The sequence below is a fragment of the Burkholderia multivorans ATCC BAA-247 genome (genome assembly GCF_000959525.1).
Lineage (GTDB): Bacteria > Pseudomonadota > Gammaproteobacteria > Burkholderiales > Burkholderiaceae > Burkholderia > Burkholderia multivorans.
Map to the genome: position 1 here is coordinate 1,519,292 of NZ_CP009832.1, position 26,764 is coordinate 1,546,055.

General features: G+C 65.7%; 25 protein-coding genes and 2 pseudogenes. 24 read left to right on the forward strand and 3 right to left on the reverse strand.

The features are described 5' to 3' along the window. The first annotated feature begins 127 nt into the window (after positions 1–127). From NP80_RS31275 to NP80_RS19560, 8 genes and pseudogenes are all read left to right on the forward strand, one after another. Positions 128–388, forward strand: a complete 261-nt coding sequence (locus NP80_RS31275) for a hypothetical protein (RefSeq protein WP_157160114.1) — start codon at positions 128–130, stop codon at positions 386–388. Next, a pseudogene (locus tag NP80_RS30030) lies at positions 384–1,804 on the forward strand (hemagglutinin repeat-containing protein); the annotation flags it as partial. The gene NP80_RS31275 and the pseudogene NP80_RS30030, both read left to right, overlap by 5 nt. Positions 1,805–2,229: 425 nt before the next feature. Continuing rightward, the gene (locus tag NP80_RS28465; RefSeq protein WP_201776353.1) at positions 2,230–2,739 is read left to right on the forward strand and encodes an endonuclease toxin domain-containing protein; all 510 of its coding nucleotides are present in this window, start codon (positions 2,230–2,232) and stop codon (positions 2,737–2,739) included. Position 2,740: 1 nt separating this feature from the next. Further along, positions 2,741–3,064, forward strand: coding sequence for a contact-dependent growth inhibition system immunity protein (locus tag NP80_RS30035; protein WP_080596226.1), 324 nt, complete (start codon positions 2,741–2,743; stop codon positions 3,062–3,064). A 30-nt stretch (positions 3,065–3,094) separates the two neighbouring features. Further along, on the forward strand, positions 3,095–4,354 hold the full coding sequence (locus NP80_RS19550) for an IS256-like element IS1356 family transposase (RefSeq protein WP_006401211.1): 1,260 nt from the start codon (positions 3,095–3,097) through the stop codon (positions 4,352–4,354). Then, positions 4,344–4,604 (forward strand): contact-dependent growth inhibition system immunity protein, encoded by a 261-nt coding sequence (locus tag NP80_RS30040; RefSeq protein ID WP_158334742.1) that lies wholly within the window; start codon positions 4,344–4,346, stop codon positions 4,602–4,604. The genes NP80_RS19550 and NP80_RS30040 overlap by 11 nt, the downstream gene beginning before the upstream one ends. 32 nt (positions 4,605–4,636) lie before the next feature. Continuing rightward, complete coding sequence (locus NP80_RS31010; protein WP_226823122.1) at positions 4,637–5,002, forward strand: hypothetical protein; 366 nt, start codon at positions 4,637–4,639, stop codon at positions 5,000–5,002. A 67-nt stretch (positions 5,003–5,069) separates the two neighbouring features. Beyond that, positions 5,070–6,346: pseudogene (locus NP80_RS19560) on the forward strand (ShlB/FhaC/HecB family hemolysin secretion/activation protein); the annotation flags it as partial. Positions 6,347–6,576: 230 nt separating this feature from the next. Here the strand turns inward: NP80_RS19560 and NP80_RS19565 are convergent. Beyond that, entirely contained in the window at positions 6,577–7,644 is a 1,068-nt protein-coding gene (locus NP80_RS19565) for an SDR family oxidoreductase (RefSeq protein WP_006410557.1), read from the reverse strand. A gap of 94 nt (positions 7,645–7,738) precedes the next feature. On the opposite strand from NP80_RS19565, the gene NP80_RS19570 reads away from it, so the two are divergent. Further along, on the forward strand, positions 7,739–8,653 hold the full coding sequence (locus NP80_RS19570; protein WP_006410545.1) for a LysR family transcriptional regulator: 915 nt from the start codon (positions 7,739–7,741) through the stop codon (positions 8,651–8,653). Between the two features lie 266 nt (positions 8,654–8,919). Here NP80_RS19570 and NP80_RS19575 read toward each other — a convergent pair whose 3' ends face one another. Next, entirely contained in the window at positions 8,920–9,822 is a 903-nt protein-coding gene (locus tag NP80_RS19575) for a LysR family transcriptional regulator (protein ID WP_006410547.1), read from the reverse strand. 104 nt (positions 9,823–9,926) lie between these two features. On the opposite strand from NP80_RS19575, the gene NP80_RS19580 reads away from it, so the two are divergent. The 4 genes from NP80_RS19580 (at position 9,927) to NP80_RS19595 (ending at position 14,599) form a co-directional block, all read left to right on the forward strand. Further along, entirely contained in the window at positions 9,927–10,802 is an 876-nt protein-coding gene (locus NP80_RS19580; RefSeq protein WP_006410556.1) for an aldo/keto reductase family oxidoreductase, read from the forward strand. Positions 10,803–11,124: 322 nt separating this feature from the next. Continuing rightward, positions 11,125–11,613 carry a MarR family winged helix-turn-helix transcriptional regulator gene (locus NP80_RS19585; protein ID WP_006410546.1) on the forward strand — a complete coding sequence of 163 codons (489 nt, stop codon included), beginning with the start codon at positions 11,125–11,127 and terminating at the stop codon, positions 11,611–11,613. A 180-nt stretch (positions 11,614–11,793) separates the two neighbouring features. Then, entirely contained in the window at positions 11,794–13,116 is a 1,323-nt protein-coding gene (locus NP80_RS19590; protein WP_035947261.1) for an MFS transporter, read from the forward strand. A 73-nt stretch (positions 13,117–13,189) separates the two neighbouring features. Then, complete coding sequence (locus NP80_RS19595; RefSeq protein ID WP_045594068.1) at positions 13,190–14,599, forward strand: amidase; 1,410 nt, start codon at positions 13,190–13,192, stop codon at positions 14,597–14,599. Positions 14,600–14,614: 15 nt separating this feature from the next. Here NP80_RS19595 and NP80_RS19600 read toward each other — a convergent pair whose 3' ends face one another. After that, on the reverse strand, positions 14,615–15,661 hold the full coding sequence (locus NP80_RS19600; protein WP_006405045.1) for an AraC family transcriptional regulator: 1,047 nt from the start codon (positions 15,659–15,661) through the stop codon (positions 14,615–14,617). 241 nt (positions 15,662–15,902) lie between these two features. Here NP80_RS19600 and NP80_RS19605 point away from each other — a divergent pair, with 241 nt between their 5' ends. The 11 genes from NP80_RS19605 to NP80_RS19655 all read left to right on the forward strand — a co-directional run bounded on the left by NP80_RS19605 (position 15,903) and on the right by NP80_RS19655 (position 26,727). Then, complete coding sequence (locus NP80_RS19605) at positions 15,903–16,373, forward strand: 2,4'-dihydroxyacetophenone dioxygenase family protein (RefSeq protein WP_006403016.1); 471 nt, start codon at positions 15,903–15,905, stop codon at positions 16,371–16,373. 77 nt (positions 16,374–16,450) lie between these two features. Next, positions 16,451–17,239, forward strand: coding sequence for an SDR family oxidoreductase (locus tag NP80_RS19610; RefSeq protein ID WP_006409798.1), 789 nt, complete (start codon positions 16,451–16,453; stop codon positions 17,237–17,239). A 122-nt stretch (positions 17,240–17,361) separates the two neighbouring features. After that, positions 17,362–18,705 (forward strand): MFS transporter, encoded by a 1,344-nt coding sequence (locus tag NP80_RS19615; RefSeq protein ID WP_006409795.1) that lies wholly within the window; start codon positions 17,362–17,364, stop codon positions 18,703–18,705. 59 nt (positions 18,706–18,764) lie between these two features. Then, positions 18,765–19,523, forward strand: a complete 759-nt coding sequence (locus tag NP80_RS19620; RefSeq protein WP_006409796.1) for a class II aldolase/adducin family protein — start codon at positions 18,765–18,767, stop codon at positions 19,521–19,523. Positions 19,524–19,579: 56 nt separating this feature from the next. Continuing rightward, positions 19,580–20,698: a porin gene (locus NP80_RS19625; RefSeq protein ID WP_006409792.1), complete on the forward strand. Its 1,119-nt coding sequence runs from the start codon at positions 19,580–19,582 to the stop codon at positions 20,696–20,698. Between the two features lie 103 nt (positions 20,699–20,801). Beyond that, on the forward strand, positions 20,802–21,263 hold the full coding sequence (locus NP80_RS19630; protein ID WP_006405039.1) for a (2Fe-2S)-binding protein: 462 nt from the start codon (positions 20,802–20,804) through the stop codon (positions 21,261–21,263). After that, positions 21,260–23,581, forward strand: a complete 2,322-nt coding sequence (locus NP80_RS19635; protein ID WP_006409797.1) for a xanthine dehydrogenase family protein molybdopterin-binding subunit — start codon at positions 21,260–21,262, stop codon at positions 23,579–23,581. Before NP80_RS19630 ends, NP80_RS19635 begins: the two co-directional genes overlap by 4 nt. Positions 23,582–23,670: 89 nt before the next feature. Further along, positions 23,671–24,651 (forward strand): NADPH:quinone oxidoreductase family protein, encoded by a 981-nt coding sequence (locus tag NP80_RS19640; RefSeq protein ID WP_006409793.1) that lies wholly within the window; start codon positions 23,671–23,673, stop codon positions 24,649–24,651. A 674-nt stretch (positions 24,652–25,325) separates the two neighbouring features. Continuing rightward, complete coding sequence (locus NP80_RS19645) at positions 25,326–26,102, forward strand: Crp/Fnr family transcriptional regulator (RefSeq protein ID WP_035946525.1); 777 nt, start codon at positions 25,326–25,328, stop codon at positions 26,100–26,102. Between the two features lie 30 nt (positions 26,103–26,132). Continuing rightward, positions 26,133–26,333, forward strand: a complete 201-nt coding sequence (locus tag NP80_RS19650; RefSeq protein ID WP_006405033.1) for a winged helix-turn-helix domain-containing protein — start codon at positions 26,133–26,135, stop codon at positions 26,331–26,333. Positions 26,334–26,421: 88 nt separating this feature from the next. Next, positions 26,422–26,727, forward strand: coding sequence for a hypothetical protein (locus NP80_RS19655; RefSeq protein WP_006405032.1), 306 nt, complete (start codon positions 26,422–26,424; stop codon positions 26,725–26,727). Positions 26,728–26,764 lie beyond the last annotated feature (37 nt).

Consider the following 26,764-nt stretch of genomic DNA (forward strand, 5'->3'; position numbering starts at 1 on the left):
TCCATGTGAACCGCTGCTCTCAGGTACAAACGCTTGCAATGCCGAGCCGGTTGCGCCTCTGATTGCTAAAAGGCCATGACAGTGCAAGAGCCGAACGTCCGCCCGTTGCTCCGCAACGCTGCCGATCGTGCTGCCGGCCTTGAAGGCGCGATTGCGCGTGTCGATACGCGAGGACAGACAACGCGGACAGCGGATTGCTGAATTGGGTGACGACGGCGCGGTGGTCTTTGCCGGCGCCGGATCGGGCTTGTCCGGCTCACGCGTCAACGATTCAATCGCATTGTTGCAAGTCGTGGCGAGCCTCGGTCCCAGGGAATGCATAGACGCGTTCTTCGAGCTGACTGAACGGCGGATGGCTATCGCTCGATTCGGCGCTGGCCTGGGGTAACGCCAACGGCGATTCGACCACATGGTCGAATACGCACGTGACGGCCGGCAATACGCTGACGATCGAATCGGGCGGTGATACGAATCTCAAGGGCGCCGTTGCGTCCGGTAGGCAAGTCATCGCCGATGTGGGCGGCAATCTGAATATCGAGAGCCTGCAGAATACCGACCACTACGACTCCAAGCAGCAAAGTGCTGGCGTGTCGGTCAGCGTATGCGTGCCGCCGATTTGCGCTGGGTCGTCCAGCGTCTCAGGCAACATTAGTCAGCAGAAGATGCATAGTGACTACGCGGCGGTTGCTGAGCAGTCAGGCATCAAGGCGGGCGATGCTGGCTATCAGGTCGATGTAAAGGGCAATACCGACCTCAAGGGTGGAGTGATTGCGAGTAGCGACAAGTCTGTTCAGGACGGCGTGAACAGCTTGACGACTGCGACGCTCACGTATAGCGATATTCAGAATCACGCATCGTACGATGCATCGTCGGTCGGGATTTCGGGTGGCTACGGCGGCACGATCGGGAAGAATCAGAAAGGCACGGCGGACAACGTCAATCCCGTCGCTGGCACGGCTCTTCCGAATCGTGGCGGATTCTCGGCCACACCTCCCATTGCGTTGAGCGCTTCGGATGACGCGAGTTCGACCACGCGTAGCGGGATCAGTGGTGGCGCGATCACGATTACCGACAATGCCAAGCAACAACAGCTCACGGGGAAGACCGCCGATGAGACGGTTGCTAGCGTCAATCGTGATACGTCCAACACAGGCGGCGCTCTTGCGCGATCTTCGACAAGGACAAGATTCAGGCTGGGTTCGACATCACGAGCCAGTTTATCAATCAGGTCGGAACCTTCGTCGACAATCGTTTGAAGGAAGCGGACGCGGCACGGGCTGCCGCCAAGAACCCGAATTTGACGCCCGAGCAACGATTGCAGGCGCAGCAGCAGGCCGACCAGTTGACGGCGGAATGGGGCCCAGGCGGTACGTACCGGCAAGTGCTGTCCGCACTGACCGCAGCTGCGGGCGGTAACGTGACCGGTGGCGCTGGCCAGTTTGCGCAGGCCGGTGTGGTGAATTACCTGCAGCAGCAAGGCGCATCGTATATCGGCAAGCTCGTCGAAAATGGCACGGTGACGGAAGGTAGCCCGCTGCATGCTGCGCTGCACGCGATTGTTGGATGTGCGGGTGCGGCTGCCAGCAGCCAAAGCTGCAGCGCCGGCGCGATGGGCGCGGCGGCATCCAGTCTGCTGACGAATCTGTTTGCGCCCCCAACTCCTGACATGACCGAACAGGAGAAAGAAGCGAAACAGAATCTGATTTCGTCCATCGTGGCCGGCGTGGCGGCTGAATCCGGGGTGGGCGGCGCCCCGGGCGCGGCCACGGCAACGACCAGTGCTACCGCGGCCGCGCAGAACAATTGGCTTGCGACTGAACAGAAGGTGCAGGCCCAGAAGGAGTTGATGGCCTGTACGAATCTGATGTGCGCTGTCCAGACAACAGGAAAGTGGGCAACAGTATCGTCAGTACAGGATGCCGCGACGCTGGCCGGATTTGGCAAGGGGCTTGCGCAGGCAGGTTGGAACGACGTTCGTGGGTTGGCGGAATTCCTGAGCGACCCGGTGACCGGCCTGAAAGGGATGTATGACTTGATCAACAGCAAGGAGATGCGCGACCAGCTTGGACAGGCGGTCGTTGACAACCTCAATGCCAAGATCGGACAGATTCAGACCGCGCTGCGCGTCGGCGGGACTGATAGGCGCTGCAACTCGGTAAAAATATCGGCGATCTGACTTGGCAGGTCGGGTCAGTAGTGGCTGGCGTCGGCGGTGCTGTGAAGGCCGGCGTGGGTCTTGCCAAGATCGGTATCACGGTCGGTCGCGATATGCTTGATAGCATGGCGCTCGCGGGGCGTAGTGCGACCGTGGTCGATGCCGGCATTACGTGGGGGAAGGGCATTGGTACACAGGGGCTTCCGTGGGAAAATTATCTTGAGACGAAGATGCCTGCGGGATCACGTTTGCCACCGAACTTCAAGACGTTCGATTTCTACGATATTGAAACCCGAACGGCGACAAGCGCCAAGACATTGGACACGACATTGCAATCTCGGGTCACCAACCCGCAGCAGGTATATGCGTCGGTGAAAAGCAACATTGACGCTATGTTGAACTATGACAAACCCTACACCCTGCTTGGCACGAGGGTTGATCCCGCACAAATAGTGAGTAAAGAACTGCAACTTGCAGTGCCGGAACAAACAAACGCGGTGCAGTGGGAGCAGATCAATCGGGCTATCCAGTACGGTGAGAGCCAGGGTGTTAAGGTCGTTGTGACAACGGTAAAGGGGAAGTGAATTGAGTGACGTTAAGCCTTGGCGCGGAGCGGCCATTTATCGAAATCAAGATTTCATTTTCATTGGAACGGAGTCTGGATATAGCGTTTCTATCGCAGATCCGGATGGTGGTTCATATTTTCTCGACACAGGTGCTGATGACGAAACACTCGGTCGTAGTCTCAACGATGCCTTGTTGAAAAGCCGTTTCATTACCCCACAGCAACGTGCGGAAAATCCGCTTTTCTTCGACTTTCGGCTGGTTGGACAGAACTATAAGAAGTGGGTTGATGGCCTTCTTACACGGTTTGGGTACAAAAGAGCCTATCCGAACTTTTGTGTGTGAGGCATAAACTGATGGCCAAGGAGCCACGTTATGCCACGCAAACGCAAGGAAGAAGTGCCGGTAGAACCGGGCAAGGGCTTGAACCTGGACCCGGAACTCATCAAGCAACTGGTGCCCGGAACGCTGGATCGGGCTTCGATCAACGAGCAATTCGCGGCCCTGAAGAAGGCGATATTCGAGCGCGCGCTGGGCGGCGAACTGACCCACCACCTGGGCTACGAGAAGGGCGAAGCCAAGCCGGTAGGCCGCACGAACCATCGCAACGGCACCAGCCGCAAGCGCATCGCAACCGACAATGACCTGCTCGACGTCGAGATTCCGCGCGACCGCGAAGGCACGTTCGATCCGGTGCTGATCGCCAAGGGCGAGCGACGCTTCACAGGCTTCGACGACAAGATCATCGCGATGTATGCCCGCGGCATGAGCGTGCGGGAGATTCAGGGCTTCCTGCTGGAGATGTATGGCATCGAGGTGTCGCCGGACTTCATCAGCACGGTGACTGATGCCGTGATCGACGAAGTGCGCGAATGGCAGCAGCGACCGCTCGAGCCGATGTACCCGGTCGTGTTCTTCGATGCCTTGCGAGTCAAGATCCGCGACGAAGGCGTGGTGCGCAACAAGGCGATCTACCTGGCGCTGGGCGTGCGCCGCGACGGCACGCGTGACGTGCTCGGCCTTTGGATCGAGCAGACCGAGGGCGCCAAGTTCTGGCTGCGGGTGGTGAACGACCTGAAGCTGCGCGGCGTGCAGGACATTCTGATCGCCGTGGTCGACGGCCTGAAGGGCTTCCCTGAAGCGATCAACACGGTGTTCCCGGAAACGACGGTCCAGACCTGCATCGTGCATCTGATCCGGAACTCGCTGGACTTTGCCAGCTGGAAAGACAGGAAATCGGTCGCAGCGGCGCTCAAGGAGGTCTATCGGGCACCGTCGGCCGAAGCGGCCGCCGTGGCGCTGGACGCGTTCGATACGAGCCCGTGGGGTACGAAATACCCTCCGATTGCCGCGCTCTGGCGCCGGGCCTGGGATCAGGTGATTCCGTTCTACGCCTTCGCGCCTGACATCCGGAAAATTGTATATACGACCAACGCGATCGAGTCGCTGCATATGCAGCTTCGAAAGATCATCAAGGCGCGCGGCCACTTCCCGTCGGACGAGGCCGCGCTCAAACTGATCTGGCTGGCGCTGCGCAACGTCGTGGCCAAGTGGACCGGCTCTCGGCACGATTGGAAGAGCGCGATGACCCAGTTCGCGCTGCTTTACCCGGAACGATTCAACATTGGAATCTGAATCTCAACCCGCCTCACACACGGAATTCCGGATACCTCCGTACAAAACCAAGCAAGCCCTGTTCAAGAAAATGATCTTGTGTCACGCAAAAGTCGTTGATGGTGTTCTAACGCTTTATCCAAACCGTCATGACAAGCTCGAAGCGTGGGAAGGGCTGGGCGACGACGCCAAAGTCATCCTTCCATTCGATTCGCCAGAAGCAGAAATCGGCGCTGCTCTGCGAGTCGCGTTGGATCGATGCATTCCATAAATCGACGAACCCGATTGATAAGAACAACATTCATGAGCATCGTCCGACGGGGTAGTTGCATTGCGTCCTCGTTGCTGTCCGTGACAGTAGGCGTAGCTGCACAGGAAATCCCGCAACATACGATCATTCCGGGCAACGATCAGAAGTCCAGACAGCAGGAAGAGGCGCGTGAGCGCGAGCGGGCAATCTCTGCGCCCGGAGTGCGTTCGAGCGTGACGGCGAGCACCGCGTATCCGACGCTGCCGTCGGAGTCGCCCTGCTTTCGCATCGATCGTTTCTCGCTCGATGTACCCGACGCGCTACCCACGTCCGTGAAAGTGCAAGGTGCGTCGGCGTTGCCACTCGATCGATTCGCGTTCGCACGAGAATTTCGCGTTTGCGGGATGGCCGGCAATTGATCGAAAGTGACGCTTGGATAGCACTCGTGATCCAGCCGTAGTCCACGATCACATACCTAGAAAACACATGAGAACTATTCGCCGGGGGAATTCTGCTGCGGCAGCGCTGCTGCTTATCGCGACCAGTGTGTCCGCACAGGAAGCGCCGCGCCTGACCGTTCCGGGCAATGACCAGCAAACCCGACAGCAAGAAGAGGCACGTGAGCGCGAGTGAACCGCACCGCGCCTGGGGTACGATCGAACGTGGCGGCAGGCGCTGGGTATCCGACGCTGCCGTCGGAGATGCCCTGCTTTCGGATCGAGCGTTTCGCACTCGACGTACCCGATGCGCTGCCTGCTTCCCTGAAATCGCAAGGCGCGTCGGCGTTGCCGATGGATCGATTCGCCTTCGCGCGCGAATGGCTTGAGCACTACACTGGGCAGTGTGTCGGCAAACAGTGACTCGACGTGCTAGTCAAGGGCCTGTCGCAAACCATCCTAGCGCGCGGGTATGTGACGACGCGCGTGCTGTTGCCCGAACAGGATCTCTCCACCGGCACGCTGAAGCTCTCGCTAATCCCCGGTGTCATCCGCCATGTGCGCATCGCCGATGAAAAGCTCCGCGGTACCTGGAAAACCGCTTTCCCGACTGGCGACGGCGAACTGCTGAACCTGCGCGACCTTGAGCAAGGTCTGGAGCAGATGAAGCGCGTGTCGAGCCAGGACGTGTCGATGCAGATCGTGCCGGCCGACGTGCCGGGCGAGAGCGACGTCGTGCTCGACGTGAACCGCGGCAAGCCGTGGACCGTCGTCGCCTCGATCGATAACTCGGGCACGCGGGCGACCGGTCGGCTGCAGGGCAATCTGTCGCTCGGCATCGACAATCCGCTCGGCCTGAACGACATTTTCAACGTCGGCGTGAGCCAGGATCTGGAATTTGGTGACAAGCGCCTCGGCTCGCACGGCTGGAACGGCTTCTATTCAATTCCGTGGGGCTAGTGGACGGCCACGCTGTCCGCTTACACGAACACGTACTACCAGCAGATTGCCGGCGTGAATCAGACATTCGTCGCGAGCGGCAATTCAAAGACGGTCGATTTCAAACTGGCCCGCGTGTTGGCGCGCAGCCAGAACGACGTGTTCGGAGTTTACGCTCGCCTGTCGCGCCGTTTCGGGCAAAGCTTCATCGAAGACACCGAGATCTCGCAGCAGCGCCGCAATAACACGATCGTCGAACTCGGCTTGACCGATCGCCACTACTTCGGCGGCGCGCAGTTCGATGGCTCACTCGCATATCGTCAAGGCGTCGGTGGATTGGATGCTCAGGACGATATGTTGGCGGCCGGTGGCGGCCCGATCTATCGCGAGCGCAGTGACGACGCATCGACAGGCCACGCGCAATCCGATCAGCCGCGATAGCGCAGCATCGAGGCCAACCGGCCTCGAGAGAAAGAGGGCGACCGAGCGGCGTGCGGCGACACGCTCCCCGTCGCCTTTCGCGCCGGCGGCCGGCCACCATTGTCGTCTTCGGACCACGACGTACGGTCGACACTCGGATGCCCCACCGCCCCGAACAACAACCTGTTCAGTGCACCTTATTCCGGAATGAGCCGTTCTGCCTTCAGCCGCTCGAAAAGATCGAAGAACGCATCGGGCGTACCCTGGTAATCGAGGAACCCGGCCTTACGGCTTTTGGTCATGTCCGTCACGACTTCCATCGGGCGCCCAAGATCCGCGTCGGTGTGCCACCACGAAGCGAGCCGATCGATGTCGGGCTCCGCGAGGTCGTACTTTGCGGCAACATCGCGCCATTGATGCGCGGCGTCCTGCATCCGACCTTCGAGCGGTCGCACGATGCCGTCGAATGGTGCGGCTTCGATGCCGAAATAATCGGCCAGTTGCCCCCACATCGTTTTCCACCGGAAAACGTCGCCGTTCACGACATTGAAATCTTCGTTTCGCCCCGCGTCGCTTGTCGACGCCCATTCGAGATGCCGTGCAAGAAGGCGTGCATCGGTCATGTCGGTGAGGCCGTTCCACTGCGCAGCGGACCCGGGAAAGACGAAAGGCTGCCCGGTATGCCGGCATAGCGTCGCGTACACGGCGAGCGTCTGCCCCATGTTCATCGCGTTGCCACGCGCATAGCCGATGACCGTATGCGGGCGATGCACGCTCCACGTGAAGCCGTCGCGCGCCGCTGCTTCGAAGAGCCGGTCTTCCTGCTCGTAGTAGAAATTCTCGACCGGCTGCCGTCCCTGCGATTCCCGAAACGGCGTATCGGGAACGGCACCCGACGCATAGGCCTCGAACGGGCCGAGATAGTGCTTCAGCCCGGTCACCAGCGCCGCATGCTCGAGCTTCGTGCGTCGGCCCAGCGAATCGAGGACGTTGCGGATCATCGCGCCGTTCACGCGAATGTTCTCCTTTTCGGTCGCCTGCCGCGCCCATGCAGTGAAAAACACATGGCTCACTTCGATGTTCTGCGTCGCCGCGGCGACGGATTCGGCCGACGTGAGATCCGCGACAACCGGCTGACACCCCGGCACGCTGGCGGTACGTCCGCGCGATAGTCCATAAACGGTCCAGCCGGTCGACAGCAGACGCTCCGCGAGGGCTCGCCCGACAATGCCGCTGGCACCGACGATCAGTGCTCGATGATTCATCGTGACTCCAGGTTCGTTTGTGATACAAGCGTACTTCAGCCCTGGATTCTCATCTTGGATAGTATTTCGCGGTTTAATGGAATTGGATTCAACAATGGCGAGCTTCCCGACCGAGCATCTGAAGGGCATCGTTCCATTCGTCTGTGTCGCCGACGCGGGCGGTTTCACCGCTGCGGCCGAGCGGCTGAACCTCACGAATTCGGCGGTGAGCAAGAGTGTCGCCCGGCTCGAACGGCGGCTCGGCGTCGTGCTGTTCGAGCGGACGACGCGCAGCCTCGTGCTTACCGACGCGGGCCGTGCGTTCTATGAAACCTGCACGCGCATCCTGGCGGAGCTTGCGGAGGCGGAGGCCGTACTCGCCGCGCAAAAGCGCGAGCCGGTCGGCACCGTTCGCATCGCGTTGCCGGCCTCGTTCGGGCGTCTCTGCGTCGTGCCGGTGCTCGTGCGCTTTTCCGAGCAGTATCCGGACGTGCGGCCGCACCTGTTGTTCACGGACCGCTTCGTCGATCTGGCAGAAGAGGGCATCGATCTCGCCGTGCGGATCGGCGGGCCGCCGGGTCTGCCGCCGTCGCTCGGTCGGCGTTTTCTCGGGCGCGAACGACTGATCTTCTGCGCGGCGCCGGCCTATCTCGAGAAAAACGGCATACCGCAAACGATCGACGACCTGCAGGAACATGCCTGCATCGTCTACGGACGGCCCGACGGAGCGCAGTCGCTGTGGTCATATGCCGCGGCGGACGGGCAGGTCGAGCAACGCGTCGTGCGGCCACGCATCGTCGCAGGCGACGCCGAGGCGCAACTCGCATTCGTACGCGCGGGGCTCGGCGTCGCGCAACTGGCGACATGGCTGGTACGGGACGATCTGAAGGCCGGCCGCCTCGTCGCTATCCTCGACGAAGCCGCAACCGACGGCTTGCCGCTCAGCCTGATATGGCCGGTCGCGCGGCAGTTGACGCCGAAGATCCATGTGCTGGTGCAGACGCTCGAAGCTCATCTGCATATCGAATGAACAAGGTCGTCCCGTCTGACGCGCGAGCGGTAGATCGAATCGATGGCGAAGGCCTCGTGTGATCCCGGGTGTCGCTTTAATGAATGTGGACGGGGCGAAGCTTGAGGCAGGGGCGGTTCAGGCCGATGAGGCGCCGGGAGACTGGCGCGATTGGCTGAGGAATGCCGCACGTCAACCTGGCCACAACGCGCTATCGCACGACCACAAGCGAGAACGGGTAGGGGCGGTGTAGGCGAAGGGCGACTGTGTCCGCTCACCACGCCGTCCTACTTGCCCTCTGCCTTGATGAAATCGATAAACGCCCGCAACGGCGCCGGCACGAGGCGTCGCCCCGGGTAGTACAGATACGGACCGGAGAACGGCCGCCACCAGCGCTCGAGCACGGGCTCGAGCGCACCGCTGTCGAGATGCGGACGAAGCCACTCGTCGTAAAGATGCACGATGCCGAGCCCCGAGCGCGCGGCCTCGACGACGAGATCGACGGCACCGCCGATCTGCACGACGAGCGGGCCGGATGGATCGACGCGGACCACTTCGCCGTCGCGCTCGAACTCCCACAGCGGCATCGAGCCGCTGGCAAACCGTCCACGCAGGCACGCGTGATGGAGCAGTTCGCTCGGGTGATTCGGGCGGCCGCGCCGATCGAGATAATCGGGTGCGGCGGCGGTGGCGAACCGCTGCGAACGCGGCCCGATCGGGATCGCGATCATGTCCTGCTCGAGGCGCTCGTCGTAGCGGATGCCCGCATCGCAGCCGACTTCGAGAATATCGACGAAGCTTTCCTCGACGACGAGCTCGAGCCGTATCTCCGGATACGCCGCGAGAAAGCGCGGCACGACGGACGGCAGCACGAGCCGCGCCGCACTGAGCGGGACATTGAGCTTCAACGTGCCGGCCGGCCGCTCGCGGAAGCTGTTGACGACGTCGAGCGCGGCCTCGACCTCGCTCAGCGCGGGCCTCAGCCGCGCGAGCAGCCGCTGTCCGGCCTCGGTCGGTGCCACGCTGCGCGTCGTGCGATGAAGCAGCCGCACGCCGAGTTGCGTCTCGAGCCGACGCACGGCCTCGCTAAGACCGGACGCGCTCGTGCCCGTCGTTCTCGCCGCTTCGCGGAAACCCTTCGCCCGCGCCACGGCAACGAACGCGTTCAGATCGCCCAGATCGGCTTGCATTGTTCGTCCTTTCGTACAGGTCGTGCAGATTGTGACGGATTATCGCGCAGCATAGTGTGGCGTAACCTGCGGCACTCGTTCATCGTCGTCAGAGGAGCTTGACCATGTCCGCCATCGATCAGTCCGGCACGTTTTCTTTCGCAGGTCGCCGCGTGCACCGCATCGGCTACGGTGCGATGCAGCTCGCGGGGCCCGGCGTGTTCGGTCCGCCGAAAGATCGCGAGGCGGCGCTCGCGGTGCTGCGCGAAGCCGTTGCATTGGGTGTCGATCACATCGATACGAGCGATTTTTACGGGCCGCACGTGACCAACCAGCTGATTCGCGATGCCTTGCATCCGTATCGCGACGATCTGCTGATCGTGACCGAAGTCGGCGCGAAGCGCGGCGAGGACGGCGCATGGCTGCCGGCATTCTCGGCGCAAGCGCTTGCATCGGCCGTGCACGACAACCTCCGCCATCTGCGCGTCGACGTGCTCGACGTGGTCAATCTGCGAATCATGTTCGACACGCACGGCCCGGCCGAAGGCTCGATCGAAGCGCCGCTGTCCGCGTTGGCCGAACTGCAGCGGCAGGGGCTGGTGCGGCACATCGGGCTGAGCAACGTGACCGCCGCGCAGATCGACGAAGCGCGACGGATCTGCGAGATCGTCTGCGTGCAGAACCACTACAACGTCGCGCATCGCGACGACGACGCATTGATCGACGCGCTGGCCCGCGACGGTATTCCATACGTGCCGTATTTTCCGCTCGGCGGCTTCAGTCCGCTGCAATCGTCGACGCTGGATGCGATCGCCGCACGGCTCGGCGCGACACCGATGCAGGTGGCGCTCGCATGGCTGCTGCGCCGCGCGCCGAACATCCTGCTGATTCCGGGAACGTCGTCCGTCGCGCATCTGCGCGAGAACGTCGCGGCGGGTGCGCTCGTGTTGCCCGACGATGCGATGCGCGAACTCGATGGGATTGCTTCGGCTCACGATTGATGCACGTGCGATGCGTGGTTCCGAATGTCGATGTCCGATGGACGCGTCGTGTCATCCGCTGGCGCCACGTACACGATCGGTGAAGTCGTCGGCGCAGTGCCGGCGCGGTCGCGAGGCTCTCGGAGCCGTCTCCGTGGCAATTGGCACCGCTGACGCGGCGTAGTTCGGGTCAGTTGCTCGAGGCTGCAGAGCCAAGCGCTCGTCGCCAGAAAGAGGGCCGCGCGACTGTTGACCGATCATTCCTAGGTGTTTCCTCTTGGTTGAATCGTTCAACTATTGCGAACAGAATCTATCGCATGCTCACTGCCCGACGAGGCGACCCATGCGGAAGGCCGACCATCCGATTCTCGAATACCTGACGTTCCGTCTCGACCGGCTCAGCGAACTGACGAAGGAAGCCGGCACGCAGGTCTACGAAAGCGAATTCGGCATCTCGATCCGCGATCTGCGCATCGTGCGGCTCGTCGCGCTCGAGCCGGGCCTGACGCTGACGCGCCTGATCGAACTGACGATGCTCGAAAAGACCCACGCGTCGAAGCTCGTCAGCGCAATGGTCAAGCGCGGCTTCGTGCGCCGCGAAGTCGGCCGCGCGGATGCGCGTCATATCAACCTGTTTCTTACCGCCGACGGCGAAGACCTCGTGAAGCGCACCTACGAACGCGGCAACATGCTCGAGCAGATGATGCTGAGCGCGCTGCCTGCGGACGAGCTGCGCATCTTCAACAGCGTCGTCGACAAGCTCACGGCCGGCCTGATCGAGCATCTGGCCGCACGGAAGGCAGCGGCCAATCCGCCGAAGCGCGTCGCCTGAGCGGTGCACGCGCTGCCGTCGCACTCAAGCTGACAAGCGAAGGAACCGTGACCGACGCACGGCGTCGGCTTCGTCGCGCGCCGCGCGCGCATCACGCCGCGCCTGCCGCGAGCTCGCGGACCCGATGAACCGGTGTTGAAACGCATGCGCGAATGCGCGTCGATCAAGCAGGGGGAAGCCATGTCGGAACACTCGCACGCGAAGCGGGGCTGGCACATCGTCGGTCTGCTGTTCGTATTCATGATGATCAACTACGCGGACAAGTCGGTGCTCGGCTTCGTCGCGCTGCCGATGATGCGCGACTTGCAGCTCAGTCCGACGCAGTTCGGTCTGCTCGGCAGCGCGTTCTATCTGCTGTATTCGATCGCCGGCGTCGCGGGCGGCGTGCTCACACGCTACGTGAAGACGAAATGGATCCTGCTCGCGCTCGCGGCGGTCTGGGCGGCGGTGCAGTTTCCGATGGCGACGCCGGTCGGCTTCGGCACGCTGCTTGTCTGCCGCGTGCTGCTCGGCGCGGGCGAAGGGCCGGCGTATCCGGTCGCGCTGCACGCGGTGTACAAGTGGTTCGACGATCACAGGCGCAGCGTGCCGACGTCGATCGTGCAGACCGGCGCGCCGATCGGCGTCGTCGTCGCCGCGCCGGCGCTGACCGCGATCGTCGCGCACTATTCGTGGCGCGCGGCGTTTCTCGCGCTCGGCGTGGTCGGGCTCGTCTGGGTCGCGATATGGCTCGTGTGGGGCGAAGAAGGGCGCGGCGACCTGCGCGAGCATGCGGCGGCTCGGGCGTCGGCGGCGGAGAACGTGCTCGGTGCGCTCCCGTATCGTCGTCTGCTGCTCGACCGGACGGTCGTCGTCGTGACCGCGCAGTGGTTTCTCGCCGCGCTGATCGCCGTCATCGGGCTCACGTGGGGGCCGGTCTTTCTGACGTCGGTGCTCGGCTACGGGCCGAAGGCGACGGGCTGGATCTTCGCGATTCAGGTCGCGGTGCAGGTGCCGGTCGGCCTCGCCATCAATGCGCTGTCGCAGTCGCTGCTCGGGCGCGGCGTGTCGACGCGCGTCGCGCGCGGGCTGTTCTGCAGCGGCTGCTGCATGGTCGGCGCACTCGCGTATTTCGCGGTGCTGACGGGGCTGAGCCCGGCCGCGAAAGTCGCATGGCTGACGATCGGCGGCGCGTTCGTAATGCAGGTGAACGCATTCGGGCCGCAGATCGTCGCCGAGATGACGCCGGCGTCGCAGCGCGGCACCGTGATCGCGGTCTCGGTATCGATCGCGTCGACGGCCGGCGTACTCGGTCCGATTCTGCTCGGCGCGGTGATGGACGCGATGGGCGGCCTCGGTCACGACAGCGGCGCATTCAGCGTCGTCTATGCATCGATCGGCATCGCGCTGCTCATCGCCGCCGCGTTCGGTGTCGTACTGCTCGATCCGGCGCGTTCGAAGCGGCGGCTCGCCGCGTTCGCGCACGACGCAGCGGTGCGCGAGCAAGCGCGCGTCGCGGCGTGAGCGCGTCGCACGCACACGCCGGCATCGGCACGTTTCCTGTCACAGCGCCGTTCGGCGCGCTCATCGAAAACTCATGACGACCACTCCGCTCCATGAACTCAGTGCCGCGACGCTCGTCGACGGCTATCGCCGCAAGACGCTGTCGCCCGTCGATGTCACGCAGGCCGTGCTGGCGCGCATCGACGAATGGGAGCCGCTGATCCGCGCGACCTATGCGCTCGATCCCGACGGCGCACTCGCGATGGCGCGCGCCTCGGAAGCGCGCTGGCTGCGCGGCGAACCGGCCGGTCCGCTCGACGGCGTGCCGGTCACGATCAAGGAAAACATCGCGACGCGCGGCGTGCCGGTGCCGCTCGGCTGCGCGGCGACGGAACTGACGCCGGCTGCCGACGATGCGCCGCCGGCGGCACGGTTGCGCGAGGCGGGCGCGGTATTCGTCGGCAAGACGACGATGCCGGATTTCGGGCTGATCGGCGCCGCTGCGTCCAGCTTTCATCCGCTGACGCGCAATCCGTGGGATCCGAGCCGCAATACGGGCGGCTCGAGTTCGGGGGCCGGCGCGGCCGCGGCGGCCGGCTACGGGCCGCTGCATCTCGGTTCAGACATCGGCGGCTCGGTGCGCATTCCGGCCGCGTTCTGCGGCGTGTTCGGGTTCAAGCCCAGCTTCGGCCGCGTGCCGGTCGATCAGCCGTATCCGGGCCGCGTGACGGGGCCGCTGACGCGAACGGTGCAGGACGCGGCGCTCGCGATGCAGACGATCGCGTTGCCCGATGCGCGCGATCACATGAGCCTGCCGTATCAGCCGATCGACTGGCTGAATCTCGAGCGTGACGCGAAAGGGCTGCGCATCGGTCTGTGGATCGATCCGGGCAACGGCGTGCAGGTTGCGGACGAGGTGCGCGCGGCGATCGAGCGTGCGGCCGCGGCATTTGCGGCGGCGGGCGCGACGCTGGTGCCGGTGCGCCCGTGGCTCGCACGCGGCGCGCTCGAAGCGGTCGCGCGCTTCTGGGGCGCGCGGCTGCGCGGCACGCTGGCCGCGTTGCCCGCTGCGCGGCGCGAGCTGGTCGCCCCGTTCGTGCGCCGGCGCGCGGACGTCGTTGCGGACGCAACGGGCGATACGATCTATGCCGCCTATGCGCAGATGCTCGCGCTGCGCGCGCAGACGGTCGCGGCGACAGCCGAGTTCGACTACGTGCTGTCGCCGACGTTTCCGCAGCCGCCGTTCGCGGCGGAGGCGACCCATATCGACCAGGACGGGCTGCATCCGATCGAGCAGGTGGTGTTTACGCTTGCGTTCAATCTCTCGGAGCAGCCGGCCGCGTCGATCAACTGCGGCTATACGCGCGACGGCTTGCCGATCGGCCTGCAAATCGCCGGGCGCCGCTTCGACGATCTCGGCGTGCTGCAGCTCGCGCGCTGCTGGGAACAAATGGACACGGTGCGGCGACCATGGCCCGAGGCGGTGGCCGCACGCGCGGCCTGAACGCCACGCGCGGCGTCACGCTGCGTCTTTGGCCGACGCGCGCGCGGATAGCGCCGTGTAGCGCGTCGGCGATACGCCGATGTACTCGCGAAACCCGCGGCTGAAGTTCGCGACGTCGCTGAAGCCGACCTTCGCCGCGATCTGCGTCACCGTCAGCCGGCCTTCGTCGAGCAGTCGGCACGCATGCGCGAACCGCGTGCGCTGGCATACGTCGCGGAACGTGTGTCCCTGGCTGCACAGATAGCGGTTTAGCGTACGCACGGTCACGTTCATCGCGGCCGCGACCTCCTCCCTCGAGAGCCGGAAATCCGCGCTCTGCGTCAGCATCATCTCGATCAGTTCCACGACGTCGTTTGCGTCCGCACGCGCGCGCGTGCGCGCTTCGCACTGCGCTTCCGCCACGCGTTTCGACAGCGCGTTCGCCATCGGCAGCGGCCGCTCGAGCAGCGACGCGGCGATCACGATCGTGACGCCCGGCGTGCTGCGCGCGCCGAACCGATAGCGCGCGAGGCGGCGCCCGAGATAGCGGTGGACGTCGGCGGGCGCCTCCGTCGACAGACGGATTTCGTAGTCGTCGGCCTCCGCGCCGACGATGCCGTCGATCTGCACCTGAAACGCGACCGCGAGCGCCTCGACGAAAAAGCGCAGCGTGCGCGCCTGCATCGCGACGGTCGGCGTGTAGGTAATTTCCGCGAACCGGCCGCGCCGCACATAGCGCATCGTGACGACCGGCACGATCAGATGGTAGTAGCGCGCGGCGAGCCGCACGAGTTCCTCGAGCGTGCTGCAGCTGAGCAGCGCATAGCCGAGCGGGCCGTGCGACGTGAGCCGTGCGTAGCGCCCGGCATCGAGCCCGAGGTGCGCGCAGCCGCTGACCGCGCTTGCCGTTTCGATCAGCCGGTCGAGCTGCGCGAGCGTGAGCGTCGCGGCCGGATCGTGCAGCGTGCGCGGGTCGAACCCGCAGCGCGCGATGAATTCGCTCGGGTCGCGCATGTGTTCGGCGACGATCCGCGCAAGGCGCGCGTAGTAGCGACCAGGCAGGCGATGGACGGTAGGGCGCACGACATGTCTCCACTATCCGGGCGCGCGATGCGCTGTCCCGATTCGATAACGCAGTGTCCCATTTCGACAACGGCATAACAACCGGGGTTGACCATCATAGGTGGACCGGCGCACGCAACGCATGCGCCGGCGCATGGCGGGCGGCGCACGACGGGCGGCCGCACCGCTGTCAGACACCGCGCGCGCCGCGCAGCGATTTCCGGTACGGAACGCGACGACGCGCCATCGACGGAGAAGACGGATGTTCTACGAAAACGTGGCGACCGAATGCATCGACGACGCGTCGATTCCCTGGGTACCGATGTCGGACAAGCTGCCCGACGTGCTGCTGAAGTATTTCAAGCTCGACCCGACGCGCGGCGAAATCATCGCGCTGATGAAGTCGCCGGGTCACGGCCGGCTGCCGAAGCATCACCACACGGGAACGGTGATCGTCTACACGCTGCAGGGGCGATGGAAATACATCGAGCACGACTGGGTCGCGGGCCCGGGCAGCCTCGTGTTCGAGACGGCCGCGTCGCGCCACACGCCGGAAGCGCTGCCGGGCGACGACATCGTGACGCTGAACATCGTGCAGGGCGATCTCGTCTATCTCGACGAGGAGGATCGCGTGCTGTCGATCGAAAACTGGAAGACGGCGATGCAGCGCTACCGCACGCATTGCGAACGCAACGGCATCGTGCCGAAGGACATCTCCGCGTTCGGCGGCTGACCGGCCGGCGCGAACCGTTCCGCCCGCGTCGCGGCACGACGCGCGCGGCTTGCTGACTCTCATTCGAATCGAACGACATGAAATCGAACTCTCTTCGTCTCGCCGGTAAGCGGGCGTTCATCACGGGCGCCGCCGGCGGCCTCGGCAGCGCGATCGCGAGCCGGATGGCCGAGCACGGCGCGCGCGTCTACCTGACCGACAACGGCGACGCCGCCGCCCTCGCGCGGCTCGCGGACCGGATCAACAGCGCGTGCGGCGAGCAGGTCGCATGGAGCGCGGTCCAGGACGTGCGCGACGAAGCGCGCTGGGACGCGTTGCTCGCCGAGGCGGCCGACGCGATGGGCGGCGTGTCGGTACTCGTCAACAACGCGGGCGTCGGCTCGCGCGGCGGCCTCGCGTCGATTGAGCAGAAGGAATGGCGCCGCGTGATGGAGGTCAACGTCGAAAGCATCATGCTCGGCTGCAAGCATGCGATGCCATACCTGCGCGATGCGCAGCCGGCGTCGATCGTGAATATCTCGTCGGTCGCCGCGTTCCGCGTGGACCCGGACCTGATCGCGTACAACACGTCGAAGGCCGCGGTCGCGATGCTGACGAAGTCGATCGCGATCGACTGCACGCGCAACCGCGTCGACGTGCGCTGCAACTCCGTGCATCCGGCCTATGTGCGCACCGGCATGGTCGCGGCCGTATTCGAGCAGCTCGGCGACGAAGCCGCGACGCGCGAACTCACGCGCCACATTCCGATGGGGCGGCTCGGCGAGCCGGACGACGTCGCGTACGCGGTGCTGTATCTCGCGTCCGACGAAAGCCGCTTCGTCACGGCGTCGGAGCTCGTCGTCGACGGCGGGCTGTGTCCGGCGTAAGCGCGGGCCGGCGCGGTGCCGGTCCGTTCGTGCGAGACCGCGCGCGGCGCGCGGCGGCCGCTTCAACGTGCGTGGAGGCTGCGTCGCAAGGCGGCCGTCCGCCGGTTTTCCAGAGGGTGACCATGTCCTCCAGTGCAGGCAAGTATGCGGACGCGGGGCTCGCGCTCGTGCCGCGGCCGCAGATCGATGCGGTGTATGCGAAGGTCACGCGGCGTCTCGTGCCGTTCCTGTTCGTCTGCTATCTGTTCAGCTTCATCGATCGCTCGAACGTCGGCTTCGCGCAGCTGCAGATGAAGTCGTCGCTCGGCTTCAGCGACGCGGCCTACGGAATCGGCGCGACCATGTTCTTCGTCGGCTACGCGCTGTTCGAGGTGCCGAGCAACCTGCTGCTGCAGCGAATCGGCGCACGCGCGACGCTGTTCCGGATCATGGTGCTGTGGGGCGCGGCATCCGCCGCGACGATGTTCGTGCGCACGCCGGCCCAGTTCTATCTGCTGCGCTTTCTGCTCGGCGTATTCGAGGCCGGCTTCTTTCCCGGCATCGTGCTGTACCTGACGTACTGGTTTCCGTCGAACCGCCGTGCGCGCGTGATCGCGCTGATCCTGATGGCGAGCGTCGCCGCCGGCTTCGTCACGGGCCCGGTCTCGGGCGTGATCCTGAAATCGCTGCACGAAGCGGGCGGGCTCGAAGGGTGGCAGTGGATGTTCGTGCTCGAAGGGCTGCCGACGATGATCGCGGCCGGTTTCGTGTTCGTGCTGCTGCCCGACCGGCCCGAGCACGCAGCGTGGCTCGACGACGCGGAGAAGGCGCGGATTCGCGAGGCGCTCGAGGAAACCGACGAGCCGCTCGAGTCGCGTTCGCTGCTGCGCGTGCTGAGCGATCCGCGCGCGTATCTGCTCGCATTCGGCATCTTCGTGAACGGATGCACGGGCTACTTCCTCGCGTTCTGGGTGCCGACGCTGATCCGCGAACTCGGCGTCGCCGATCCGCGCGCGATCGGCCTGTACACGGTGATTCCGAACGCGTTCGGGATCGTCGCGATGATTCTTTACGGCCGCCATTCGGATCTTCGCAACGAGCAGCGGATGCACTGGGCGCTTGCGTTCGTCGTCGCCGCGATCGGCTTCGTCGCGCTCGGCCGCACGGTGCAGCACAGCCTGCCGTGGACGATCGCCGCGCTCGCGTTCGGCGGCTCCGCACTGGTGTCGTCGACGCCGATCTTCTGGGCGATGGCGACCCGCTACTTTCCGAAAGGCCGCGCGGCGGCCGGCATCGCGTTCGTCAATTCGCTCGCGAGCCTGTCGGGCGCGAGCCCGGCGCTCGTCGGCCTCGTGAAGGCGCGCACCGGCAGCCTCGTGCCCGCGATCGACGTGATGGCCGTGATGCTCGTGGTCGCGGCGCTCGCGGTCGGCTACGGAATGCGCAATGCGCTGCCCGCGGCCGCACGCGGCCCGCACGGCCGATGAGCGCGCGCGACGCGGCCGCCGGTCCGGCAGTCATTTGATCAATTGAAGGGGAGCACGACATGAACGAATCCGACGTGAAGCGCAGCGTGTCCGCGCAGGAATGGCAGGCACGCGTCGATCTGGCCGCGGCGTACCGGCTGACCGCGCTGTTCGGTTGGGACGACCTCGTCTATACGCATATCTCGATGCGTATTCCGGGCACGCACGCATTCCTGCTGAACCCGTACGGGATGATGTTCGACGAGATCACGGCCTCGTCGCTCGTGAAGATCGATCTCGACGGCAACAAGCTCGCGCCGTCCGAGTACGACATCAATCCGGCGGGCTTCACGATCCACAGCGCCGTGCACGCGGCGCGCGAGGACGTCGCGTGCGTGATGCATACGCATTCGCTGAACGGCGTCGCGGTGTCGGCGCAGGCCGACGGACTCCTGCCGATCTCGCAGCAGGCGCTGCTCGTGATGCGCTCGCTCGCGTATCACGACTACGAAGGGATCGCCGTCGAGCCGGACGAGAAGCCGCGGCTCGTGCGCGATCTCGGCGAGCGCAACGTGATGCTGCTGCGCAACCACGGGCTGCTGACGGTCGGCGCGAGCGCGGCCGCCGCGTTCGTCGGCATGTATTTCGCGGAAGCCGCGTGTGCGATCCAGGTGCGCGCGCAGGCGGGCGGCGGCGCGCTGCGCACGATCCCGCAGCCGATCCTCGACGGGATCGCGCGACAGTCCCGCATCACCACGCGCGACATGGGCCCCGAGCAGCTCGTCTGGCCGGGCCTGCTGCGCCGGCTCGATCGGCGCAATCCCGGCTATGCGAGCTGAGCGGCTGCACCGCGAGCGCGCGATCCCCACATAACGACGAAGCTAAGGAGACACACATGCGGACAACCTCGCTGGCGCTCTGCGGCGCCACGCTCGCGCTCGCGTCGGGCGCCGCGTTGGCGGCCGACTCGTCGGTGACGCTGTACGGCATTGCCGATACGTTCATCCAGTATCTGGGCAACGGCGGCGCGCATTCGTTTTCGGAGCGCAGCGGCGGCTCGTCGACGTCGGTGTTCGGGCTGACCGGCACCGAGGATCTCGGCGGCGGGCTGCGCGTGCGCTTCGTGCTCGAGAACGGCTTCAACCTGAACAACGGCTCGCTGTACCTCGACAGCACCGCGATGTTCGTCCGTCAGTCGTGGGTCGGCCTGCAGCACGACCGCTACGGCACGCTGTCGTTCGGCCGCCAGTACGGGCCCGGCTTCTATCTCGTGTATCCGACCGACCCGTTCGGGCTGAACGATGCGACGTCGCTGTATTCGGGCAACATGGCGACGATCGACCGGCGCACGCTCGCGACGCAGTACGACACGGGCCGCGCGGACAACTCGATCCTGTATCAGTCGCCGGTGCTCGGCGGCTGGCGGCTGCGCGCGATGTACGCGTTCGCGTCGAGCGTCACGCAGCCGCTGCGTCGCACGAACGGCAACGAGTTCGGCGCGACGCTGAGCTATTCGGCACACGGACTGTACGCCGGCATCGGCTACGGCAACCAGCGCTCGGGCACGCTGTCGTTCCCCGGCTTGCCGGCCGCGCTCGACGTGCCGAGCGCGCAGTACTTCGGCGCGGCGCTCGGTTACCGGTGGGGCATCGTCAACTTCCAGTTTCATTACACCTACAGCCGGCCGGACGATCCCTCGCCGGGCTCGCTGACGGCCCGGCTCGACAGCGCCCACCCGTACAGCGTCGTGCAGCTCGGCGCCACCATCGCCGCGACGGTATCCGACACGATCGAAGTCGCGGTGGCGCACCGCAACGTGCGCGGCGCGCACGACAATGCGATCGGCGCGGAGCTCGGCATCGACCATTCGCTGTCGAAGCGCACCAGCGTGTATGCGCGTGCCGGCTGGATCCGCAACAACGGCAGCTCGACGGCGAGCTGGAGCGGCGTGTCGGTGTCCGCGCCGGGCGCGACGCAGGTGCTCGCCGGCGTCGGCATCACGCACCGGTTCTGAGCCTCGCCGCGTGCGACACCTGCCGGCGGCGGCCGGCGACGCCAAATGCACGGTTCGGTTAAAGTCTGCGTGCAGGTAAGCGTCCCCAACCAGGAGGTGAACAATGATCACGCTGACCCTCAACGGTAGCGAGCAGCACTTCGACGGCAATCCCGACATGCCGTTGCTCTGGTATCTGCGCGACGTGCTCGGTCACACGGGCACGAAGTTCGGCTGCGGCATGGCGCTCTGCGGCGCCTGTACGGTGCATCTCGACGGCGTCGCGATCCGCTCGTGCATCACGCCGGTCGCGGCGGCCGCCGGCAAGCACGTGACGACGATCGAAGGACTGTCGGCCGACGCGACGCATCCGCTGCAGCAGGCCTGGCAGGAACTGAACGTCGCGCAATGCGGCTACTGCCAGGCCGGGCAGATCATGCAGGCCGCGTCGCTGCTGAAGACGAACCCGCACCCGACCGATGCCGACATCGACGACGCGATGTCCGGCAACATCTGCCGCTGCGGCACCTACACGCGCATTCGCGCGGCGATCCGGCTCGCGGCGAGCCGCGGAGGTGCCGCATGAACGCGCAGCCACTCTCCGTCTGCAACGAAAGCCGCCGCGCGCTGCTGCTCGGTTTCGCATCGGGCGGGCTGCTGCTCGCGTTCGGCGTACCGTCGCTCGCGCAGGCGGCCGCCGGACAGCCGCCCGTCAGCGCGAATCCGCAATACGGCGGCGCCGGCATGCCGCACGGGCTGCGCGACGATCCCAATCTGTTCGTCGCGATCGCACCGGACGGCACCGTGACCGTCACCTGCATCCGCTCGGAGATGGGGCAGGGCGTGCGCACCAGCGTCGCGCTCGTCGTCGCCGACGAGCTCGGTGCCGACTGGGCGCGCGTCAAGGTCGCGCAGGCAGTCGGCGACGAAGCGCGCTACGGCAACCAGAACACCGACGGCTCGCGCAGCCTGCGCCAGAGTTTCGCCGCGCTGCGTCGCGCGGGCGCGGCCGCGCGCACGATGCTCGAGCAGGCGGCGGCCGCGACGTGGGGCATCGACGTACGGCAGGTGAAGGCGACCGTGCATCAGGTCGTCGACACGAAGAGCGGACGCCGGCTCGGCTACGGCGAGCTGGCCGCGAAGGCGGCGGCGCTGCCCGTGCCCGATTCGGCGGCGCTCGTGCTGAAGGCGCCGACCGAGTTCCGCTATATCGGCAAGGGCGAGACTGCGCTGATCGACGGTCGCGACATCGTCGCGGGCCGCGCGCAGTACGGGATCGACACGCGGCTCGACGGGATGCTGTACGCGGTCGTCGCGCGGCCGCCCGCTTACGGCGACACGGTCGCGTCGTTCGATGCGGCCGCCGCGGAGAGGCTGCCGGGCGTCGTGAAGATCGTGCCGCTCGCATCGACGCCGCTGCCCGCCGGCTTCCAGCCGCTCGGCGGCGTGGCCGTCGTCGCACGCGACACGTGGACGGCGATCCAGGCGCGCAAGCAGTTGAAGATCGACTGGAAGCGCGGGCCGAACGCCGGCTACGATTCGGCCGCGTACCGGAAGACGCTCGAAGCGGCCGCCGCGCAACCGGGCGACGTGATCCGCAACGACGGCGACACGGCCGCGGCGCTCGCGGGTGCCGCGAAGCGCGTGCGCGCGACCTACTACGTGCCGCATCTCGCGCACGCGACGATGGAGCCGCCGGCCGCGCTCGCGCGTGTGGCCGACGGCCGCTGCGAGGTGTGGACCTGCACGCAGGCGCCGCAGACCACGCGCGACGAAGTCGCGAAGGCGCTCGGGCTGCCGGCGGAGCGCGTGACGGTCAACGTGACGCTGCTCGGCGGCGGCTTCGGCCGCAAGTCGAAGCCCGACTACGTCGTCGAGGCCGCGCTGCTGTCGAAGGCGGTCGGCGCGCCCGTGAAGCTCACGTTCACGCGCGAGGACGACATCGCACACGACTATTTCCACGCGGTGTCGCTCGAAGCGTTCGACGGCGCGCTCGACGCGGCGGGCAAGGTCGTCGCGTGGCAGCACCGGACGGTCGCACCGTCGATCCAGTCGACGTTCAAGGCCGGCGTCGTGCACGAGCAGCCGAGCGAGCTTGCACAGGGCATCGCCGATCTGCCGTTCGCGATTCCGAACGTGCGCATCGAGAATCCGGCCGCGCCCGCGCATACGCGGATCGGCTGGTTCCGATCGGTCTACAACATTCCGCATGCGTTCGGGATCCAGAGCTTCGTCGCGGAACTCGCGCATGCCGCAGGCCGCGATCCGAAGGACTTTCTGCTCGACCTGATCGGCCCCGCGCGACGCTTCGAGCCGCATATCGCGGTGAAGAACGTCAACTACGGCGAAGATCCGGCGCTGTATCCGGTCGATACCGGGCGGCTGCGACGCGTCGTCGAGACCGTCGCGCGCGAGGCCCGCTGGGGGCGCACGCTGCCGAAAGGGCATGGCCTCGGCATCGCCGCGCATCGCAGCTTCGTGTCGTACACGGCAGTCGTGTGCGAAGTGCAGGTCGGCGACGACGGTGCGATCGCGGTGCCGCGCGTCGACATCGCGATCGACTGCGGTCCGCAGGTGAATCCGGAGCGCGTGCGCTCGCAGCTCGAAGGCGCGGTCGTGATGGGGCTCGGACTCGCGCTGCACGGCGAGATCACGTTCAAGGACGGTCAGCCGGAGCAGAGCAACTTCAACGGCTTCCAGGTGCTGCGGATGAACGAGGCGCCGCGCGAGATCCGCGTGCATCTCGTCGCGCCGGACGACTATGCGACCCCGCTCGGCGGCGTCGGCGAGCCCGGCCTGCCGCCCGTCGCGCCCGCACTGACCAACGCGATCTTTGCGGCGACCGGCAAGCGGATCCGCAGCTTGCCGATCGCGGATCAACTGCGCGACAGCAAGGTCGCGTGATGCGCTGTCGCGCGCCGGGCCGCCCGCGCGGTCCGGCGCGCGCCGTTCGATTCGATGCGCGATCTCGTCGCGCAAGGAGAAATCACACCATGAAAGCCGTGTTGTGTACCGCGTTCGGACCGATCGACACGTTGCGTATCGACGACGTCGCGATTCCGGAACCGGGCGCCGGGCAGGTGCGCGTGCGCGTGAAGGCCGCGTCGCTGAACTTTCCCGACGCATTGATCGTGCAGGGCTTGTATCAGGTGAAGCCGGCGCTGCCGTTCTCGCCCGGCGCGGAGTTTGCCGGCGTGATCGATGCTGTTGGCGACGGCGTGACCGACTGGCGACCCGGCGAGGCGGTCGTCGCGTTTACCGGCCACGGTGGTTTCGCCGAGCAGTGCCTCGCCGACGCGCGTCAGATCGCCGCGTTGCCGCCGGGGATGACGTTCGAACAGGGCGCGGCGCTCGTGCTCGCGTACGGCACGTCGCTGCACGCACTGCAGCAGCGTGCGCGGCTGCAAGCGGGCGAAACCCTGCTGGTGCTCGGGGCGGCCGGCGGCGTCGGGCTCGCGGCGATCGAGATCGCGAAGGCGCTCGGCGCGCGCGTGATCGCGGCCGCGTCGAGCGCCGACAAGCTCGCGCTGTGCCGCGCAGCGGGCGCCGACGATACGATCGACTATGCGACCGAAGATCTGCGCCGACGCGTCGACGAACTGACCGGCGGGCGCGGCGCGGACGTCGTCTACGATCCGGTGGGCGGCGCCTATACGGAAGCGGCGTTGCGTGCGACCGCGTGGCGCGGCCGCTTTCTCGTCGTCGGCTTCGCGGCCGGCGAGATCCCGAAGATCGCACTGAATCTCGCGCTGCTGAAGGAGCGCGACATCCTCGGCGTGTTCTGGGGCGACGCCGTGCGGCGCGATCCGGCGCAGCATGCGGCGAACATGCGTCAGCTCGCGCAGTGGTTCGCGACCGGCAAGATTCGGCCTGCGATTACCGAGCGCGTGCCGCTCGCGCACGCGATCGACGCGATCGCACGGATCGCAAACCGGCAGGTGAAGGGCAAGGTCGTGATTCTGCCCGAGGCGTGATCGAGGCGGGCGAGGCGAATGCCGTTGAGGGTCGGCGCGGCGTTCGCGTGAATCGCCCGTAGGCATGCATGTGGCAAATGGTTGCGTAAGCGACCATACAGCGAGTGTGCTTTCCATGCCGACGAATCCCCCCATCACGTGGATGCGTCGTTTCCCGATTTTGTCTCGATCGAAGTTGAATCGGGATGAACGGAGCGTTTCATCGTCCGTTCATGATCGTGGTGCCGGATCGTAAAGACTCGCGCAGGTCGTTTCGACATCGAGGGCGTAGCAGGGCGGCGCGCACGTAGCGTCCCCGGCTCTGAAACGCATGACAAATGCGCGTTATCCCACTCAACGCGCTTTCCTGCCCGACGCGAAACAGTCCCGCGGATCGCGTTCGATCATTTCCTCTCGTCACGGCATTGACCGCCGAATGTGACCCGTTGCGTGTGCAGCCGACCGCGTGACGCGAATTTCGAAACGGATAGGACGACGCTCGCCGGCGTGTCCGCGCGTTGCCCGACGAACAACTGTCAAATTACTTCAGGTGATGAAAGCGGGGCATTCCGGGCGTCGGACCCGCGTGATAACGTTTTGCAAACGTCGCGACAAAAAGCGGAAAGAACCGCAAGGCGATGAAAGAATCCATGCTCGGTGGCCGAGGGTAGCAACACATTCGTACGAGGTGCACCGTGACACATCAGACAAACAACGTCATCGAGCTGCCGTACGCGCTCGATGTTAACCACTTCTTGTCTGCGCTGGACGGGGCAAACCGTTCGGCATTGGTACCTCATTTGCAGCTCTGTCACGTCGACACGGGCGAGATTCTGTGCGACGCCGGTTCGACACTGCCAGCCGTCTATTTTCCGGTGACGACCGCCGTGTCGGTGCAATACACGATGGCCGGCAAACCGACGCTCGCCGTCGCGGAGATCGGTTGCGAGGGCGTGGTCTGTGACGATGTCGTGGGCGGTGACAGCGCGATGCCGCGCCGCGTGGTCGTGTACCGCGGCGGTTTCGCGTACCGGATCGACGCGCGGCGCTTCAACAACGCATGCGATGCATCGCCGCTGATTCGGCGGCAGATCTTCATGCGCGTGCAAGTCGTGCTCGCGCAGATCTCGCAGACGCTCTTCTGCAGCCGTCACCATCCGATGCAGCACCAGCTCGGTCGCTGGCTGCTGATCGCGCACGACCGCTCGCGCAGCGTCGAGATACCGATCACGCATGGGATGCTCGCGCAGATGCTCGGCGTACGACGCGAAACGATCACCGATATCGCGCAGACGTTGCAGAAGCTCGGGCTGATTCGGCAGCATCGCGGCTCGATCGTGCTGACCGATCCGGCGGCGCTCGCCAACGCGACATGCGGCTGCCATCGCGCGATCCGCGACGAGGCGCAGCGCATCCTCGCGTTCGGTCGCGAGACGCGCGCGCAGACGGAATGCCGCGTGCATACGCTGTAATGCAGGTAGCCGAATGCGGGCGGCGCAGCGGTGCTGTCGCGCGGCGAGATCCTCGCGCTGCTCGGTCCGCGCGCGGCGGCGAAGTCGGAGCGCGGGCTCGACGTGCTGGTGTTCCGGCTGCGCGGGCTGATCGAGAACGCGGTTGGCGGCTATCGCTATATCCGCACCGTGCGCGGCAAGGGCTACATGTTCGTGCCGCTCGGCACGCTGGCGGACGACGACGTGCGTTGACCGCATTGCCGGTGCGGTAACATGCGGACGGCTTGGCGTGCGGCAAGCGGCGCGCGGCAAGCAAGCCCAATCGGACCAGGAGAAATCGATGAAGCGAACGATGACGACGATCGCATTCTCCGTTGCGTGCGCAACGATCACGGGATGCGCAGCGAACGGAGCCGATACGATGCAGACGCAGACGCCGGCCGCACACGCCTGCAAGGCCGACGCGGCGCCCGACGATGCGCTGATCGGCAAGACCGAAGCCGACGCGGCCGCGCTGCTCGAGGGCTGCCTGTGGCGCGTGATCGAACGCGACGGCAAGTCCTTGCCGGGGACGATGGATTATCGGCCCGAGCGGCGCGACCTCGCGGTTCGCGGCGGGAAGGTCGTGGCGGTGCGGCGCGGCTGACGCGTGCCTCGCCGCGTCGCGATGCGGCCGGCGACGC

Coding starts and splice junctions, on each gene's coding strand:
- NP80_RS19550 (WP_006401211.1), top strand. CDS start 3,095: ATGCCACGCAAACGCAAGGAAGAAGTGCCGGTAGAACCGGGCAAGGGC.
- NP80_RS31010 (WP_226823122.1), top strand. CDS start 4,637: ATGAGCATCGTCCGACGGGGTAGTTGCATTGCGTCCTCGTTGCTGTCC.
- NP80_RS19565 (WP_006410557.1), bottom strand. CDS start 7,644: ATGAATCATCGAGCACTGATCGTCGGTGCCAGCGGCATTGTCGGGCGA.
- NP80_RS19570 (WP_006410545.1), top strand. CDS start 7,739: ATGGCGAGCTTCCCGACCGAGCATCTGAAGGGCATCGTTCCATTCGTC.
- NP80_RS19575 (WP_006410547.1), bottom strand. CDS start 9,822: ATGCAAGCCGATCTGGGCGATCTGAACGCGTTCGTTGCCGTGGCGCGG.
- NP80_RS19580 (WP_006410556.1), top strand. CDS start 9,927: ATGTCCGCCATCGATCAGTCCGGCACGTTTTCTTTCGCAGGTCGCCGC.
- NP80_RS19585 (WP_006410546.1), top strand. CDS start 11,125: ATGCGGAAGGCCGACCATCCGATTCTCGAATACCTGACGTTCCGTCTC.
- NP80_RS19590 (WP_035947261.1), top strand. CDS start 11,794: ATGTCGGAACACTCGCACGCGAAGCGGGGCTGGCACATCGTCGGTCTG.
- NP80_RS19595 (WP_045594068.1), top strand. CDS start 13,190: ATGACGACCACTCCGCTCCATGAACTCAGTGCCGCGACGCTCGTCGAC.
- NP80_RS19605 (WP_006403016.1), top strand. CDS start 15,903: ATGTTCTACGAAAACGTGGCGACCGAATGCATCGACGACGCGTCGATT.
- NP80_RS19610 (WP_006409798.1), top strand. CDS start 16,451: ATGAAATCGAACTCTCTTCGTCTCGCCGGTAAGCGGGCGTTCATCACG.
- NP80_RS19615 (WP_006409795.1), top strand. CDS start 17,362: ATGTCCTCCAGTGCAGGCAAGTATGCGGACGCGGGGCTCGCGCTCGTG.
- NP80_RS19620 (WP_006409796.1), top strand. CDS start 18,765: ATGAACGAATCCGACGTGAAGCGCAGCGTGTCCGCGCAGGAATGGCAG.
- NP80_RS19625 (WP_006409792.1), top strand. CDS start 19,580: ATGCGGACAACCTCGCTGGCGCTCTGCGGCGCCACGCTCGCGCTCGCG.
- NP80_RS19630 (WP_006405039.1), top strand. CDS start 20,802: ATGATCACGCTGACCCTCAACGGTAGCGAGCAGCACTTCGACGGCAAT.
- NP80_RS19635 (WP_006409797.1), top strand. CDS start 21,260: ATGAACGCGCAGCCACTCTCCGTCTGCAACGAAAGCCGCCGCGCGCTG.
- NP80_RS19640 (WP_006409793.1), top strand. CDS start 23,671: ATGAAAGCCGTGTTGTGTACCGCGTTCGGACCGATCGACACGTTGCGT.
- NP80_RS19655 (WP_006405032.1), top strand. CDS start 26,422: ATGAAGCGAACGATGACGACGATCGCATTCTCCGTTGCGTGCGCAACG.